General features: G+C 58.4%; 18 protein-coding genes and 1 pseudogene. 11 read left to right on the plus strand and 8 right to left on the minus strand.

Annotated elements, in window-relative coordinates; genetic code table 11:
* Positions 1-70: 70 nt before the first annotated feature.
* A complete protein-coding gene (gene moaA / locus ACW81B_RS05050; RefSeq protein ID WP_491579127.1) occupies positions 71-1,048 on the plus strand; it encodes a GTP 3',8-cyclase MoaA in 978 nt (325 codons plus the stop codon).
* Here moaA and ACW81B_RS05055 read toward each other — a convergent pair.
* Together ACW81B_RS05055 and ACW81B_RS05060 are read right to left on the minus strand one after the other, a co-directional pair.
* A complete protein-coding gene (locus ACW81B_RS05055) occupies positions 1,031-1,273 on the minus strand; it encodes a TSUP family transporter (protein ID WP_491579144.1) in 243 nt (80 codons plus the stop codon). The two genes, moaA and ACW81B_RS05055, sit on opposite strands and share 18 nt — an antisense overlap.
* 80 nt (positions 1,274-1,353) lie before the next feature.
* Positions 1,354-1,542, minus strand: a pseudogene (locus ACW81B_RS05060) (sulfite exporter TauE/SafE family protein); the annotation flags it as partial.
* A gap of 77 nt (positions 1,543-1,619) precedes the next feature.
* On the opposite strand from ACW81B_RS05060, the gene ACW81B_RS05065 reads away from it, so the two are divergent.
* From ACW81B_RS05065 to ACW81B_RS05075, 3 genes are all read left to right on the plus strand, one after another.
* Positions 1,620-3,548, plus strand: coding sequence for a transglycosylase SLT domain-containing protein (locus ACW81B_RS05065; RefSeq protein WP_491579128.1), 1,929 nt, complete (start codon positions 1,620-1,622; stop codon positions 3,546-3,548).
* Positions 3,549-3,628: 80 nt separating this feature from the next.
* Positions 3,629-4,585 carry a complex I NDUFA9 subunit family protein gene (locus ACW81B_RS05070; protein ID WP_491579129.1) on the plus strand — a complete coding sequence of 319 codons (957 nt, stop codon included), beginning with the start codon at positions 3,629-3,631 and terminating at the stop codon, positions 4,583-4,585.
* Positions 4,582-5,799 carry a tRNA nucleotidyltransferase/poly(A) polymerase-related protein gene (locus tag ACW81B_RS05075; RefSeq protein WP_491579130.1) on the plus strand — a complete coding sequence of 406 codons (1,218 nt, stop codon included), beginning with the start codon at positions 4,582-4,584 and terminating at the stop codon, positions 5,797-5,799. Before ACW81B_RS05070 ends, ACW81B_RS05075 begins: the two co-directional genes overlap by 4 nt.
* Here ACW81B_RS05075 and ACW81B_RS05080 read toward each other — a convergent pair.
* Genes ACW81B_RS05080 through folB form a run of 4 tightly spaced genes read right to left on the minus strand, consistent with a single transcriptional unit; the run spans position 5,754 to position 8,599 of the window.
* Complete coding sequence (locus ACW81B_RS05080) at positions 5,754-6,551, minus strand: undecaprenyl-diphosphate phosphatase (RefSeq protein WP_491579131.1); 798 nt, start codon at positions 6,549-6,551, stop codon at positions 5,754-5,756. The two genes, ACW81B_RS05075 and ACW81B_RS05080, sit on opposite strands and share 46 nt — an antisense overlap.
* A gap of 28 nt (positions 6,552-6,579) precedes the next feature.
* Complete coding sequence (locus tag ACW81B_RS05085) at positions 6,580-7,746, minus strand: class I SAM-dependent methyltransferase (protein WP_491579132.1); 1,167 nt, start codon at positions 7,744-7,746, stop codon at positions 6,580-6,582.
* Positions 7,747-7,755: 9 nt separating this feature from the next.
* Entirely contained in the window at positions 7,756-8,238 is a 483-nt protein-coding gene (folK, locus tag ACW81B_RS05090) for a 2-amino-4-hydroxy-6-hydroxymethyldihydropteridine diphosphokinase (protein WP_491579133.1), read from the minus strand.
* 4 nt (positions 8,239-8,242) lie between these two features.
* Positions 8,243-8,599 carry a dihydroneopterin aldolase gene (folB, locus tag ACW81B_RS05095; RefSeq protein WP_491579134.1) on the minus strand — a complete coding sequence of 119 codons (357 nt, stop codon included), beginning with the start codon at positions 8,597-8,599 and terminating at the stop codon, positions 8,243-8,245.
* A 121-nt stretch (positions 8,600-8,720) separates the two neighbouring features.
* On the opposite strand from folB, the gene plsY reads away from it, so the two are divergent.
* Positions 8,721-9,338, plus strand: a complete 618-nt coding sequence (gene plsY / locus ACW81B_RS05100) for a glycerol-3-phosphate 1-O-acyltransferase PlsY (protein ID WP_491579145.1) — start codon at positions 8,721-8,723, stop codon at positions 9,336-9,338.
* A gap of 80 nt (positions 9,339-9,418) precedes the next feature.
* On the opposite strand, the gene tsaD is transcribed toward plsY, so the two are convergent.
* Together tsaD and ACW81B_RS05110 are read right to left on the minus strand one after the other, a co-directional pair.
* Positions 9,419-10,441, minus strand: coding sequence for a tRNA (adenosine(37)-N6)-threonylcarbamoyltransferase complex transferase subunit TsaD (tsaD, locus tag ACW81B_RS05105; protein ID WP_491579135.1), 1,023 nt, complete (start codon positions 10,439-10,441; stop codon positions 9,419-9,421).
* Between the two features lie 128 nt (positions 10,442-10,569).
* Entirely contained in the window at positions 10,570-10,935 is a 366-nt protein-coding gene (locus ACW81B_RS05110) for a YajD family HNH nuclease (RefSeq protein ID WP_491579136.1), read from the minus strand.
* A gap of 124 nt (positions 10,936-11,059) precedes the next feature.
* On the opposite strand from ACW81B_RS05110, the gene rpsU reads away from it, so the two are divergent.
* The 6 genes from rpsU (at position 11,060) to ACW81B_RS05140 (ending at position 16,240) form a co-directional block, all read left to right on the plus strand.
* The gene (gene rpsU / locus ACW81B_RS05115) at positions 11,060-11,275 is read left to right on the plus strand and encodes a 30S ribosomal protein S21 (RefSeq protein ID WP_491579137.1); all 216 of its coding nucleotides are present in this window, start codon (positions 11,060-11,062) and stop codon (positions 11,273-11,275) included.
* A gap of 21 nt (positions 11,276-11,296) precedes the next feature.
* Positions 11,297-11,743 carry a GatB/YqeY domain-containing protein gene (locus ACW81B_RS05120; RefSeq protein WP_491579138.1) on the plus strand — a complete coding sequence of 149 codons (447 nt, stop codon included), beginning with the start codon at positions 11,297-11,299 and terminating at the stop codon, positions 11,741-11,743.
* 66 nt (positions 11,744-11,809) lie between these two features.
* Positions 11,810-13,567 carry a DNA primase gene (gene dnaG / locus ACW81B_RS05125; protein ID WP_491579139.1) on the plus strand — a complete coding sequence of 586 codons (1,758 nt, stop codon included), beginning with the start codon at positions 11,810-11,812 and terminating at the stop codon, positions 13,565-13,567.
* A gap of 105 nt (positions 13,568-13,672) precedes the next feature.
* Positions 13,673-15,505, plus strand: coding sequence for an RNA polymerase sigma factor RpoD (gene rpoD, locus ACW81B_RS05130; protein ID WP_491579140.1), 1,833 nt, complete (start codon positions 13,673-13,675; stop codon positions 15,503-15,505).
* A 179-nt stretch (positions 15,506-15,684) separates the two neighbouring features.
* Positions 15,685-15,981 (plus strand): hypothetical protein, encoded by a 297-nt coding sequence (locus ACW81B_RS05135; RefSeq protein ID WP_491579141.1) that lies wholly within the window; start codon positions 15,685-15,687, stop codon positions 15,979-15,981.
* A gap of 130 nt (positions 15,982-16,111) precedes the next feature.
* A complete protein-coding gene (locus ACW81B_RS05140) occupies positions 16,112-16,240 on the plus strand; it encodes a GxxExxY protein (protein ID WP_491579142.1) in 129 nt (42 codons plus the stop codon).
* The last annotated feature ends 66 nt before the right edge of the window (positions 16,241-16,306 follow it).

A 16,306-nucleotide genomic window follows, 5' to 3' on the forward strand; every position in this document is an offset into this window, starting at 1 on the left:
TCAAAGCGGGGGGCACTGCAAGCACGCTATTGTCGCGCTACACTGTACGTAACCAGCCAAGGTCATACATATGCAACTTGTCGACCCGTTCAATCGAACTATCGAATACGTACGCCTCTCGGTGACGGATCGCTGTGACCTGCGCTGCGGCTACTGCATGCCGAAAGGTTTCCACGATTTCCAGGAACCGGAAGACTGGCTGAGCTTCGATGAAATTGAACGCGTCATGGCCGCTTTCGGCCGGCTCGGTGTCACCCGCATCCGCCTGACCGGTGGCGAACCGCTGGTAAGAAAAAATATTCCTCAACTGGCCGCGCGCCTGGCCGCACTGCCGGGCATCGAAGACCTGTCGCTGAGCACCAACGCTACACGTCTCGCCAAACATGCCGTCGCACTGAAGGCTGCCGGCATCACACGCATCAACGTCAGTCTCGACAGCCTGCGCGCCGAGCGCTTCAAATCCATTACCCAGGGCAAGCTGGAAAAAGTACTGGACGGATTAATGGCCGCGCGCGATGCCGGCTTCCATCCCATCAAGATCAACATGGTAGTCATGGCCGGCGTCAACGATGACGAAGTGGAAGACATGGTGGACTTCTGCATCGAACACGACTTTACGTTGCGCTTCATTGAAACCATGCCGATGGGTGAAACCGGCCTGTCCGCATCGCAGCACTATGTGGACTTGCAAACTGTACGCAAGCGGCTCGAACAACGTTTCGAACTGTTACCCGGGGTGATGCCTGGCGGCGGACCGGCACGTTATGTCCGCGTGGCCGGCACGGAATTACGCATTGGTTTTATCACTCCTATTTCGCAGCACTTCTGCAAAACCTGTAACCGCGTACGTTTGTCCGTTGATGGCACACTGTATCTTTGCCTTGGCCAGAATGACAAGTTTGAACTTCGACCATTGTTACGCGGCAGTGTAAGCGATACGGGTCTGGAAGATGCCATACGCCACGCCATCACGCTGAAACCGGAACGACATGAATTCAAGGACAAGCCTGAGCAGGTTGTACGCTTCATGTCAATGACGGGAGGCTAAACATTGACTGGAGATCATGCATACACCAAGCAGGATGAGTACCAGCGCAAAGACCTGTTTAAGACGGTGCTGTGGCATGCTGTGCGCAAGCCTCGCACCGACTGGCGCAGCGAATACACTAACCAGACTGATAACTGCAACAGCCGGCCAGTAGACAAAACCACTACTCCCTTCCGGTAGCCCTTTGACTCCGCTACCTGCCAGGATAAAACCCAGTGCACCCACCAGTGCAATGGGTAAGCCACAGGCTGCAGCAGTACCGCGCCGCGCCGGTGATGGGCACGAAGTGAAGATATTGAAGTAAAGACGATCGTCGCCAGCGAAGTACCCAGTGCAAGGGGCATAATCACGGCTTCCGGGAATCCCCGCACGGCAAATATGGCCACCAGCACCGGCACAATCACCAGACCGCCTCCAACACCGAGCAAACCGGCCGTTAACCCGGCAAACAGGCCCAGTGCTGCGTAACTTGTCCAAAGGTAGAAAACGTCCATGCGGCCATTGTACCTTTGAGCGAACTCTTTTAGGGTGAAGGAGCAACCATGCTGTTCAACACGGAATGTCGACCCCGATGATGTACCACTTCATCAAGGTGTGCCTGATGCTGCTGGCCCTGTCGCCGGTACAGCAGAGCCTTGCCAGTTCACTGGACCGACAGCGCGATGATTTTCTGCGCGCCGAAAAAGCACTGCAGACCGGTGATACAAAAACCCTCAAACGCCTGAAGCAAAAACTCATTGGCTACCCCCTGTATGGCTACCTGGACTACCGGGAACTGAAACGCCGCCTCAAGCGGGCAAAGCCCGGCGAGGTTCGCGAGTTCTTCCAGCTCTATAACGGCCAGCTGATCGCCACCCGCCTGCGCAGCAGCTGGCTACGCCAGCTGGCGCGGCGCGGTGACTGGAAAAATTACCTGGCCTTTTACTGGCCGCAAACCTCGGTCACCCTGCAATGCCATGAAATCCGCGCACGCCTGGAGCTTGGACAGGAGCGTGATGCTGCGCTCAATGATGCGCTGAAACTCTGGATGGTCGGCCATTCCCAGCCCGACGCCTGCACCCCTGTATTCAAACAGCTTTCCGCCAGTTCCCGCCTGACCAGTGCGCACATCTGGGAACGCGTGCGACTGGCGTTTGCCAACCAGAAGTCGAGCCTTGCAGCCTACCTGGCCAAACAGCTGTCTGCGCAAGATCGTGAATGGGTCAATCGCTGGTACCGCGCCCACCGACGCCCGACCGCTGCACTGTCCAGCCCGTGGGCGAGCGAGGACACGCCGCTGGTTCGTGAAATCCTGGTGCACGCCATACAGCGACTGGCCCGGCACAAGCCGGAACAGGCCTACAGGCACTGGCAATCGCTACGCGCCAGCCACAGGTTCAGCAACGCGCAACATGCAAAGGTACTTCAGCGCATTGCCCTGGCGGCCGCACTGGATAACGCACCGCAGGCGCAACGCTGGCTCGTGGAAGTCCCCGATTCAGCGGTAGACCGCGACCTTCGTCAGTGGCGCGTGCGCAATGCGCTGATGCGCCAGGATGCGAAGGATGTTAAGTACTGGATAGAAAAATTACCCACCGATGAACGCAACAAACCGGAGTGGCGTTACTGGCGTGCCTGGGCACTGGAACAACTTGGCTCAAAGGGTGATGCACTGACGATCTATAGCCAGCTCAGCAAGGAGCGTGATTACTACGGGTTTCTTGCGGCAGACAAACTGGGGCGCAGCTACCAGATGAATGACGCCCGCCTGAAGGTCGATAAAAAACAGCTAGCTGTACTTGCCCGGCAACCCGGCTTCCAGCGCGCGCGGGAACTTTATTTCATCGGTAAACGCCTGGATGCACGCCGTGAATGGTTCCACACCACATCCAGCCTGAGCAATGAACAACTCAAACAGGCTGCCGTGCTGGCGCATCGCTGGGGCTGGCACGACCGCGCGATTATTACCGCGGCGCAGGCACGCAACTGGAACGACCTGGCACTGCGCTTTCCACTACCGCACCGCGAATCGATTTTTGCCACGGCATCGCAATACAATCTCGACCCGGCACTTATCTACGGGGTTATCCGCCAGGAGAGCGCCTTCATGGAAGACGCCCATTCCGCCGTAGGCGCACTTGGCCTGATGCAGCTGATGCCAGCAACCGGCAGACAGACAGCACGCAGCCTGAACATCCGCTATGGCGGCAACCGCGCACTGCTGAAATCAGACCAGAATATCCGTCTTGGCAGCGCCTACCTCAATCACCTTATGACACGCTACAACGGCTCACCGGTGCTGGCAGCCGCCGCCTATAACGCCGGCCCGCACCGGGTCAGCCGCTGGCTGCCTTCCGACCGCTCACTGCCCGCACCGCTGTGGATGGAAAATATTCCGTTCCGCGAAACCCGCAACTACGTCAAACAGGTGCTGGCCTACGCCACTATTTTCGACTGGCGGCTGTCACAGCCGCTGACACGCCTGTCACAACGTCTTCCCGACGTGCAGGAACGCTACTGACAGCCCACCCGCTAGACATAATTTCAAACCGCCGTAAACTCTGTGCCCGGTCACCCCATCCATCACAGCAAAGGCATGACATGAAAGCATTGCGTATTTGTGTACTCGGCGGCACGGGCTTTGTTGGCTCGCACCTGGTTTTCCGGCTGGCTGATCTGGGCCACAGTGTTACCGTACCAAGCCGGCGCCCGGCACGGCACCGTGAGTTCCGCGTGCACCCCAACGTGCGACTGGTGGAAGCCAACCCCTGTCACCACGACCGCCTGACCGCCCTGCTGCGTGATACCGACGTGGTCATCAACCTGGTCGGCATCCTCAATGAGTCCGGCAGAAGCCGATTCCAGACCGCACATGTCGAACTACCCGGCGCTGTCGTCAAGGCCATGCGCGAGGTCGGCGTGACACGTCTGCTGCACATGAGCGCACTCAACGCCAACGTGAATGAATCACACAGCCGTTACCTGAAAACCAGGGGTGCCGGCGAAGACCTGGTACACCAGACACCGGGCATCGATACCACCAGCTTCCGGCCGTCGGTGATCTTCGGCCCGCGTGACAGCTTCTTTAATCGCTTCGCCTCACTGCTGGCGATGTCACCGCTGGTGTTCCCGCTGGCCTGTGCCAAAGCACGTTTTTCGCCGGTCTATATTGGCAATGTCGTCGATGCCTTCGTCACGGCATTGAAGGATGACAGCCTGGTTGGTCAGCGACTGGACCTGTGCGGTCCACGGGAATACAGCCTTGGCGAACTGGTGCGCTACACGGCACGCCTTACCGGGCGCAGGACAATAGTGATCGAATTACCCGATATCCTCTCGCGACTGCAAGCCATGATGCTGGGTCTGCTACCCGTCAAACCGTTCAGCCTGGACAACTACTACTCCCTGCAAATTGACAGCGTGTGCAGGAACAACGCGCTACCCGAACCCGGCCTCCCGCTGCGATCGGTGGAGTCGGTTGTGCCCACCTACCTGGGTGACGCCAGCATGCGTGCCCGTTACTTCCGGTTTCGAACCAGCGCCCGCCGCCACGGATGAAAATTTACCTGGTCGGCGGTGCCATACGCGACAAGCTGCTCGGACTGCCCGTCCAGGAACGTGACTGGGTGGTGGTGGGCGCCACACCGCAGGAAATGCTCGATCTCGGCTACAAACAGGTCGGCAAGGATTTCCCCGTGTTCCTTCAACCGGAAACGAAAGAAGAGTACGCCCTGGCCCGCACCGAGCGAAAAACCGCGCCCGGTTACAAAGGCTTTGCCTTTCATGCTGCACCTGACGTTACGCTCGAAGAGGATCTAAAGCGCCGTGACCTGACCATCAACGCCATGGCCGAAAGTCCGGAAGGTGAATTGATCGACCCTTACGGCGGTCAGGAAGACCTGCAACTCGGCAAGCTACGTCACGTCAGCCCGGCCTTTGCCGAAGACCCGGTACGCATCCTGCGTGTGGCGCGCTTTGCCGCACGCTTCGGGAAAATGGGCTTCAGCGTCACCCATGGCACCAATGCCCTGATGCGAAAAATGGTGACGGAGGGTGAAGTCGACCACCTGGTGCCTGAACGGGTGTGGGCCGAACTGGAAAAAGCGCTGGCGACCGATGCACCGGAAAAGTTTTTTACCGTGTTACACGGCTGCGGTGCACTGACGGTTCTGTTCCCGGAAATCGAGGCTGCATGGGCCAACAATACCGGCACCCACACAAAACCGGATACACTCCCGGACGCACTCGCTGCACTCAGACACAGCGCGGAAGAAACCCACGACACACAGGTTCGCTTTGCGGTACTGCTACTGTCATTGCAAGCTGACCAGTCAACTACACAACGTATCGCCAACACAAAAACCATCTGCCAACGCTTCCGTATACCCGGCGACTACCTGACACTGGCCGTCAACGCCATCGAGCACGAAGCGAGCATCACAAGCAATGATCCCTGCGCGTTACTGGGCATCATGGAATCCACGCGTGCACTTCACGATCCCGCCCGCTGGCACAAACTGCTCGATACTTATGTCATCACGGAACGCATCACCCGCAACCGCGCGCAGCAACTCGACCATGCCAGACAAAAGGCCGCCGCTATCAGCGCAGCCGATATTGAAGACAGCTCACTGAAAGGCCCCGCAATCGGTGCTGCCATAAAGGAAAAACGTTGCCAGGAAATCAAACGTGCACTGAAGCAGCGCCAGGCTGCCGGAAACAACATCTACAAAAACAGTGCGAACAGCACGACCCCGAGAAATAACCGGTAGATGACGAATGGCAACATGCCAACCCGGTCAAGCAGCTTGAGGAAATAATGAATACACAGATAGGCGCTCAGTCCTGACAGCACGATAGCGATTGCCATGGCCTTCCATTCAACCGGCTCTGTGGCTTCGACCAGGTTCCTTGTTTCGTAAAGCGCGGCCATGGCAATGGCCGGCACTGACAGCAGGAAAGAAAAGCGCGCGGCCGCCTTGCGATCCAGCCCCACCAGCAACCCCGCTGTCATCGTTATACCGGAACGCGAGGTACCGGGGATCAGCGCCAGCACCTGGGCAAAGGCAACCGCGGCTACACGCCATGGGCCCATGCGATATTCGCAGCGTGTCTGCACACCTTTCACATCGGCATACCAGAGCGCAAGACCAAACAGGATGGTGGTACTGGCAATCACCAGCGGCGAACGCAGGTAGGTAGCAATCTCGTCATGGAATACCAGCCCGGTCAGCCCCAGCGGAATGGTGCCCAGCAGCACGGCCCAGGCGAGCATGGCTTCCTGGTCAGGGTTACGGGTATGCAGTGACTCCAGCCACGACACGGACATGCCATGCAGCTCACGCCGGAAGTACACCACTACGGCTGTCAGGGTGCCGAAATGCACGGCAACGTCAAATGCCAGCCCCTGGTCTTCCCAGCCCAGCAGCACAGGCACCAGAATAAGATGGGCGGAGCTTGAGATTGGCAGAAATTCTGTCAGACCCTGCACCAGGGCAAGGACGATAGCGTGCAGCGTATCCATGATTCAACTTCGTTATTATGAATGTGCTTTATAACCGACTGCGCAGGTCCTGTGAATCAAAACCGGGAACTTCCACGTCAAGGTTTCGTGAAAAACCAATGACCTTGAAGCGGTCGCCCATCTCACCGGGCAACATCAGTCGCTTGGCGTCGCTGGTCATTTTCAGGAACCGTGGCAGGTCGTGCGGGTCGGCTTCAGACATGACCCGGTCAATACCGGCGCCCACCAGGAAACGCGCCTGGCTGGTGTAGCCGACAAAATCCGCACCGCTGTCGGTGGCCGCTTCCGCCACCGCAGTAAAATCGACAAATGCCGTGATGTCCTGCAGACCGGGATACCAGAGTACGTTGTCATGCGCCTGGTGGCGATAGTGGCACATCAGAGTGCCCATGCTGCGCTGTGGGTGGTAATACTCGGCACGCCCGTAACCGTAATCGACCAGCAACAACAGACCCTGTTTGAGGCAGTTCGCCAGGCTTTGAACCCAGTCATTCAGCGCCGGGCAGTATTCTGTCCGGTAGTCACCCTCCCAGCCGTATTGCTGTGCCAGCGCTGTGATGCGCGCCCTGTCGCCGGGTTCTGCCTCGATTTCCTGCAACCGCAATGCGCTGCCGGACAGGTCAACGCCCTGCTCGAACACCTCACCACGTTCCCGGTAGTGAAACCGTTTGACCGGCAAGGCATCAGCCACCTCGTTAGCGAAAATAACCCCCGTCCATTGTCCCGGCAGTTCCTCGAGCCACTCGACCCGCGCCTGCAATGTCTCCGGCAATTGCGCCATCCGCGCCTGCTGCAGGGCACGCATGGCGGGGCTGCGTTCGACAATGGCATAACGTTCAGGTAGCGCATTCCGTGCCTGCAGGGCAGCGAGTAAATCGGCGGCGAGAACACCACTACCGGCGCCAAGCTCCAGCAGCGCAGCACCGGGCTGCTGCAGCACGGGAACAAGGGAACGCGCCAGGCAACGCGCAAACAGGTCGCCGGATTCCGGCGCTGTCACAAAATCACCCTGCTCGCCGAACGGCGTCAGGCCGTTACTGTAATACCCCAGGCCGGGTGTATACAGCGCAGCATCCATATATACATCAAAAGGAAGAAAGCCGCCGCGCTGTTGAGCCAGCCCGCTGATACGCTCCACCAGCCGGGCACTGAGCGCACATGCCTCGGCATCCGGTGGCGTCGCCTGGTTCGACATCGACGGGCGTCAGCGCTCAACCGGCCACATGGGCTGCGAGGTGGGATCGAAGTAATCCCAGAGCATCGCGAAGCTAAAACCGGTAACAGGGTGTTTCATGTCACCGGCGATCTCTGCGAGCGGACGCAGTACAAAGGCATATTCGAGGATTTCCGGACGCGGCAGTTTCAGTCCGTCTTCATCGAGCACAAGGTCATCGAACAACAGCAGATCCAGGTCGATACTGCGACAGCTGAACTTGCCGCCGCTGCGGTCACGACCCAGCTCGTCCTCGATGCGGCGCAACAGCTTTGCCAGATCCTGCGCGGACAAGGCCGTATCAAAAGCAACCACAAGATTATAAAACCGGTCACCCTCGAAACCGACGGCGGCCGTTTCCCAGGTACGCGAACATTCCAGCTCGCCGAATTCCTGTTGCATGCGCTCGATCGCCGCCGCGACATTTTTTTCCCTGTCGATATTACTTCCGACACTGACATAGGCTCTGGTCATTCACTCAACTCCCTTTGCTGCGTTCGATGATGACACCCACGCCCCGGGCGCCACGTACTGCCCCGCCTTTATTCAGCGTCAATCGCATCCATGGCACATCAAACTCGCTGAGTACAAGTTCCACGATCCGCTCTGCCAGCGTTTCAACCAGCTGGAAACGGCTTTCTTCCACGAAGGCTATCACGCGTTTGGAGACAGCCTTGTAGTTCAACGTATCATCGATGTGATCACTCGCCGCCGCCTTGGCAATGTCCGTTGCCATTTCCAGGTCGAGATGAATGGTTTGCTTGATGGCGCGTTCCCAGTCGTAGATACCGATTACGGTATCGATACGCAGGTCACGAATAAAAATGATATCCATAGCTGAAACTTTCAGGCACTTCAGAGGCTGCCAACTATATACAGGTTACCTGGATTGAACCAGCACGGGGATTGTGGATGGACGGCTTGACCAGGGCCGGCTAAAGCCTTCCAATAGCCACATGATCACCAACCTGCTTTACACACTGGCCGGCTACCTGCTCGGCTCGCTGTCTTCGGCCATTATTACCTGTCGCCTGATGGGGCTGCCCGACCCGCGCAGCGGCGGCTCCGGTAACCCGGGGGCGACCAATGTGCTGCGCATCGGCGGCAGGAAAGCAGCCGCCATCACGCTGGCGGGCGACATGCTCAAGGGACTGTTACCGGTGCTGGCGGTAAAGGCGCTGGGCGCAGACATGACCGTTCAATCGGCTGTGGCCGTGGCTGCCTTCCTGGGCCACCTGTACCCGGTGTTCTTCGGCTTTCGCGGTGGCAAGGGCGTGGCCACAGTGCTGGGGGTGTTGCTGGGTTTGTACTGGCCGGTGGGATTACTGACGATTACCAGCTGGCTGGTGATTGCCAAGGGCTTCAAAATTTCATCGCTGGCCGCGTTAATCGCCATCCTGCTTACGCCACTGTATGTCCTGTGGCTGAAACCTGACGAGCCGGTGCTGCTGGCGGCGGTAATTTTCATGGGTACACTATTGTTCTGGCGGCATCGCTCAAATATCCGCAATCTGCTACGCGGCGAGGAAGGTAGTATTAGCAACGATAAAAATGCCCCGGAAAACCCGGATTAAGAAGTTCCTGCGCCGTGGATACCGGCCTGCGCCGGCATGACAGTCCAGTAACAGACCAGCTTTCGCCGCCCCGCCGATCCTTACGACATCGCCAGCGCCGGCAATTCCTCCAGCGACCAGCGCGGGCGTACCTCGATTTCCTGACTCTGTCGCTCGCCGGCCTGCAGGCGGCAGGCGCCAGCGTAGGCAATCATGGCGCCGTTGTCGGTACAGAATTCCAGCCGCGGGAAAAACAGCTCCGCACCCGTTTCTCCCGTCATCCGCTCCAGACCCTCACGTAACGCCCGGTTGGCGCCAACGCCACCGGCGATCACCAGCCGCATGACGCCCGTCTGTTGCAGGGCACGGCGGCACTTGATCAGCAGGGTATCCACCACCGCATCCTGAAACGCCCGGGCGATATCGGCACGCGTCTGTTCGTCCTTGTCGTTATCCTGGAAGGTTGTCAGGGCAAAGGTTTTCAGACCGCTGAAGCTGAAATCCAGTCCCGGCCGGTTGGTCATGGGGCGAGGAAATTTGAAGCGCCCCGGATTCCCTTTCCCGGCCAGCCTTGCCAGTACCGGGCCACCGGGATAATCCAGCCCCAGCAGCTTGGCGGTCTTGTCGAACGCCTCGCCAGCTGCATCGTCCAGCGTATCACCAAGAATTTTGTACCGGCCGATCCCCTGCACTTCGACGAGCAGTGTATGCCCGCCTGACACCAGCAGCGCCACAAAAGGAAAATCCGGTGCGGGATTTTCCAGCATGGGCGCCAGCAGGTGACCCTCCATATGGTGCACCCCGACCGCCGGCACGTCCCAGGCAAGCGCCAGGCTGCGGCCGATGGACGCACCGACCAGCAACGCACCCACCAGGCCGGGGCCGGCTGTATAAGCCACCCCGTCGATATCCTGTGGCTGTGTTTCTGCCTGCTCCAGCACCCTGCGCAGTAACGGCAGGGTCTTGCGTACATGATCGCGCGAGGCCAGTTCCGGCACCACGCCACCGTATTCCGCGTGCAGGGGAATCTGGCTGTGCAGGGCGTGCGCCAGCAGGCCCTGTTCGGTGTCGAACAGGGCCAGACCGGTTTCGTCGCAGGAAGATTCAATACCGAGGATACGCATGGCGGGTATGGTACCGGTCGCCGACCCGCACCGAAACCGGCGACATCGTGGCTCAGGCGGATGCGCTGGATGCCGGCCTGCGCCGGCATGACGTACAAATCACGCCTTTCACCGGGATTTTGCCGGGGTTATTTTTTTAACAGGGATTCCAGCCCGGCAAACGGTTTGTGAGTACTGGTGGGTGCAGCACCCGGCCCGGCGGATACCGGCTTGCCAGTGCCCTGCTGGTCCGCCTCCAGCAAACGCTGGTGCTCATTATCGTGACAGTACAGGCACAGCAACTCCCAGTTACTGCCATCGCTGGGGTTATAGTCATGATTATGATCGCGGTGGTGCACCGTCAGTTCGTGCAGATTTTCACGGGTAAATTCGCGTTCGCAACGACCGCAAATCCACGGATACAGCTTCAGCGCCTGCTCCCGATAGCCCAGTTCCCGCGCATCCCGGGACCTGTGCGTGGCCGCCACCAGTTCGTCCATTTTGCTTTTATCCATGCGTACACTCTCTGCTAACAGCCTTTCAGGCACCTGATTATACAGAAAAACAGCAAAATTTTACCTTTTCCTCCGGCGCTGATACACTACGCGCCCCTTGAAATCTCCTTGTAGAGGAACTGGTTTGCCACAAGTCAAAGTACGCGAAAACGAGCCCTTCGAAGTCGCCCTGCGTCGCTTCAAGCGCTCCTGTGAAAAGGCCGGCATCCTGTCGGAAGTCCGCCGCCGTGAGTTCTACGAAAAACCCACCCAGGAACGCAAGCGCAAGCAAGCCGCTGCCGTAAAGCGCCACGCGAAGAAGATGTTTCGCGAAAACGCACGTCGCACCCGCCTGTACTAAGCCCCTTTTGTCTGCCTGAACATGGCCCTCAAGGATACCCTCCAGCAGGACATGAAAGCTGCCATGCGTGGCGGCGACAAGCAGAAGCTTGGCGTCGTGCGCCTGATTCTGGCCGCCATCAAGCAACGTGAAGTGGATGAGCGCATCGAACTCGATGACGCGCAGATCACCGTGGTGCTGGACAAAATGTCCAAGCAACGCCGCGACTCGCTGGAACAGTACGAAAAAGCCGGCCGCGAAGACCTCGCCGCGCAGGAGCGTTTCGAACTGGAAATCATCCAGGCTTACCTGCCCGAACAGCTCAGCGAGGCGGAAATCGACAGCCTGATCGATGCCGCCATCGAAGCCACCGGCGCCGCCAGCATGAAAGACATGGGCAAGGTCATGGGCCAGCTCAGGGACAAGCTGCAGGGCCGTGCCGACATGGGCGCCGTCAGCGGCAAGATCAAGGCCCGGCTGTCCAGCTGATTTACCTCACCAGAGCCCCGTTATTGCGCCTATACCCTGCCCTGCGCATCCCCTACCATAGGCTTCATGTCCGGCCGCATCCCGCAAAACTTCATCGATGACCTGCTCAACCGCGTCGACATTGTCGAAGTCATCGACGCCCGGGTGCCGTTAAAAAAGGCCGGGCGCGAATACCAGGCCTGCTGCCCGTTTCATAACGAAAAAACGCCTTCTTTCACCGTCAGCCCGAGCAAGCAGTTCTATCACTGCTTTGGCTGTGGCGCACACGGCAGTGCCGTGGGCTTCCTGATGGATTATGACCACCTGGAATTCCCCGAGGCCATCGAGGAACTGGCGCGTGGCATTGGCGTCGAGGTGCCGCGCGAAGACGGCAATGCCCCCCGCAAGGATCCGCGCCGTGACGACCACTACTCCCTGCTGGAGCGTGTGGATCGCTTTTACCGCAGCCAGCTGCGCGAACATGCACAGGCAGAACGCGCTATTAACTACCTGAAGGAGCGTGGCCTGAGTGGCGAGATTGCTGCCACCTTCGGCCTCGGCTACGCCCCGCCCGGCTGGGACGGACTGCTGAAGTTCCTCGGCAGCGACACCCACAACCAGCAACTGGCGGTGGAACTGGGCCTGCTGGTCAAACGTGACGAAGGCGGTCTCTACGACCGCTTCCGCGACCGCATCATGTTCCCCATTCGCGACCGGCGCGGTCGCACCATCGGCTTCGGCGGCCGGGTGATGGGAGATGAAAAACCCAAATACATGAACAGCCCGGAAAGCCCGGTATTTCATAAGGGGCAGGAGCTCTATGGCCTGTTCGAGGCGCGCAGGGCCAGCCAGAAACTGGAGCGCCTGCTGGTTGTCGAGGGTTACATGGACGTGGTGGCACTGGCGCAGTTCGGCCTGACCCATGCGGTGGCCACGCTGGGCACGGCAACCACACCCGACCACCTGGAGCGCCTGTATCGCACCGTTCGCGAGGTCGTGTTCTGCTTCGACGGCGATGCCGCCGGCAGCCGTGCCGCCTGGCGCGCCCTGGAAAACGCCCTGCCAGTGATGCGTGATGGCCGGGAGGCACGTTTCCTGTTCCTGCCACAAGGGGAAGACCCCGACAGCCTGGTACGCAGCATCGGTACAGAGGCTTTCCGGAAAAAAACTGTCGAGTCGGTACCACTTTCACACTTTTTCTTTGAACACCTGCAACAACAGGTCGATATGGGAAGTGTGGACGGACGCGCAAGACTGGTTGAACTGGCCAAACCACTGCTACAGAGCATGCCGGACTCGGTGTTCCGGGACCTGATGCTCAATCAACTGGCCGAACGCAGCGGCATGAATACGGCAAAGCTGCAAGACCGTGTATTTCGCGGTGGAAATACACAGCAACAGGAACCTCCGCGGCCTCAAACCGGTCATAGCGGACGCAGCCCGGTTCGAGCGGCAATACGCCTGCTGCTGGAACAGCCGCAACTGGCGGAAACCGTACAAATACCCTGCGGGTTTGAGGATCTCGAGGTAGCGGGCATTGCGCTGCTCAGCAGGCTACTTGAAATCCTTCATGAAAGCCCCCACCTGTCGACAGGTGGAATACTCGAACACTGGCGCGGACAGCCCGAGGAAAAGCACCTCGCCAGACTCGCGGGTACGCCACTGGATTTACCCCCCGAAGGACTGGGTGAGGAATTTCGGGACGCCATACAGCGTCTGGTAGAACAACGGAACCGCTACCGTGTGGAACTGCTGCTATTTCAGAGTCGCCAACAGGAACTCAGCGAATCTGAAAAAAATGAGTTAAAAGCGTTGCTTGTAGCGCCGCACCCAACAAACGGCTAGCGCGACCGCGATGTAACAGACATGGCTAATACAGCCAGCTTCAGCTATAATGGTCGTTTGACTTTTTGTCGGCGCAACATCCAGAAGATACGGGGAATAGTTCAGGTGATAAACCAGGATCAACAGTCACAACTTAAACTGCTCATTGCCAAAGGCAAGGAACAGGGCTTTCTGACGTACGCCGAAGTCAATGACCATCTACCCAATGAAATCGTCGATCCTGACCAGATCGAGGACATCATCGGCATGATCAACGACATGGGCATCCAGGTCCACGAGACCGCGCCGGATGCCGATGCGCTGATTCTGTCCAGCGAAACCACCACCACGGACGAAGACGCCGTCGAGGAAGCCGCCGCCGCACTGGCCACGGTCGACAGTGAATTTGGCCGCACCACCGATCCCGTGCGCATGTATATGCGTGAAATGGGCACCGTTGAACTGTTGACCCGCGAAGGCGAAATCGAAATCGCCAAGCGTATTGAAGATGGCCTTGCCCAGGTCTATTCAGCACTGGCCAGCTACCCGGCCTCGTCAGCCCTGTTGCTGGCGGAATACGATCGCGTGGAAGCCGGTGAAGCCCGTCTTGCCGACCTGTTCAGTACCTTTATCGATCCGAATGCGGTTGAAGCACCCATTCCGACACCGGCCTCACGGCAGGCCGAAGCAGAAAAGAAAGCCAACAGCGACGAGGACGAGGAAGACGAAGCCCCTGTCGACACCGGTCCTGATCCGGAAGAAACCCGTGAGTTCTTTGCCAAACTGAGAGACCTGCACGAAAAGATCCAGACCGGCCTCGCCAGCAAGAGCAGGAACCAGGCAAAACTGAAAAAGCTGCGCGAGCAACTGGTCGACCACCTGATGCACATCAAGCTGTCGCCGCGCATGGTGGAAACGCTGACCCAGAACCTGCGCAGCACGGTGAATCGTATTCGCTCGCACGAACGCATCATCATGAACATCTGTGTGCACGATGCGCATATGCCGCGCCGTGACTTTATTACCTCGTTCCCGGACAACGAGACCGATCTCAAGTGGCTGGACTCCCAGATCAAGGGCGGCCACAAGTACTCATCTGTACTCGAACAGCACAAGGAAGAGATCCTGCGCGCACAGAACCGGCTGGTTGCCATCCAGAAGGAAGCCGGCCTGACCGTAAGCGAAATCAAGGACATCAACCGACGCATGTCGATTGGTGAAGCCAAGGCGCGTCGCGCCAAAAAGGAAATGGTGGAAGCCAACCTGCGACTGGTGATCTCCATCGCCAAGAAGTACACCAACCGCGGCCTGCAGTTCCTCGACCTGATCCAGGAAGGCAACATCGGCCTGATGAAGGCCGTGGACAAGTTCGAGTACCGTCGCGGTTACAAGTTCTCGACCTATGCCACCTGGTGGATTCGCCAGGCTATCACGCGCTCCATCGCGGACCAGGCGCGCACCATCCGTATCCCGGTGCACATGATCGAGACCATCAACAAGCTGAACCGCATCTCCCGCCAGATGCTTCAGGAAATGGGCCGCGAGCCTACCCCCGAAGAGCTGGCCGATCGCATGGACATGCCGGAAGACAAGGTGCGCAAGGTGCTCAAGATTGCCAAGGAACCGATCTCCATGGAAACTCCGATCGGTGACGATGAAGATTCCCATCTTGGCGATTTCATCGAGGACGCCACCATCGACTCACCGGTGGATTCCGCCTCCGGCGCCGGGCTGAAGGAAGCCACACAGGGTGTACTGTCCGGCCTGACACCGCGCGAGGCGAAAGTGTTGCGCATGCGCTTCGGTATCGACATGAATACCGATCACACGCTGGAAGAAGTCGGCAAACAGTTCGACGTTACCCGCGAGCGTATCCGCCAGATCGAAGCCAAGGCGCTGCGCAAGCTGCGCCACCCGAGCCGTTCGGAACAGCTGCGCAGCTTCCTGGAAATCGAGTAACCCCCTGATCATCTCCAGCCTGCGCAATATTAACCGAATGCGCAGTCCGGATGGTGTTCCTCAGCATGGCAGTTTGAGCCGAGTAATATGCATTTCTCTGCCTCATCAAGAACCTTTCGCCATTTTCGGTTAGACAAGGCACGCAGATCCAGCGCGAACCCTTTGGACGACGGATCTATATGGTGAAAGTCCAGCGCCGCGTGGTTTCTTGCGTAACCACATCGCAAACATTTACCACCCTTTTCCTCTATCAACAACAGCTTCCGTCTCTTACCCCGCCGCTGCTGCGCCTGATAAGACTGACGCAACATGTTGCTATAACGATTTCTGCATATCCGGGAACAATATTTCACCTGCCTGCCAGAAAGATCCTGTCGGCAGCTCAAACAAATGCCTCCTCGGAAAAATTCGTGGGCAAGGACCGACGCAGACAAGCGATCAAGCCTATGATTTTGTATAAATTTCACGGCCTGTAAGGCCTGAAAAACAACGCTGACAACGGGATGTCAGTTTTGCCTCGAACGATCGAGGCGCTCTGAGCTATTGGTCATTTGCCGGATTGATGCTCTCGCAGAGGCGCAAAGCACGCAAAGGGACAGGCGGCTAATGACAGAAAACGAGATTGGAACGGGTATTGTCGATAGTGCGGTTCAGATTCACCGTGAAACGGGGCCGGGACTGCTGGAAACGGTCTATGAGGTTATCCTGGCGCAGCACCTGCGGGAGAATCCCTGATGAAGAACGGGATCAACCGTACTGTGAATCGCCTTGTTGAGTAAATTTTCTCTCCTTTGCGCGCTT

Source organism: Thiogranum sp., assembly GCF_058323355.1.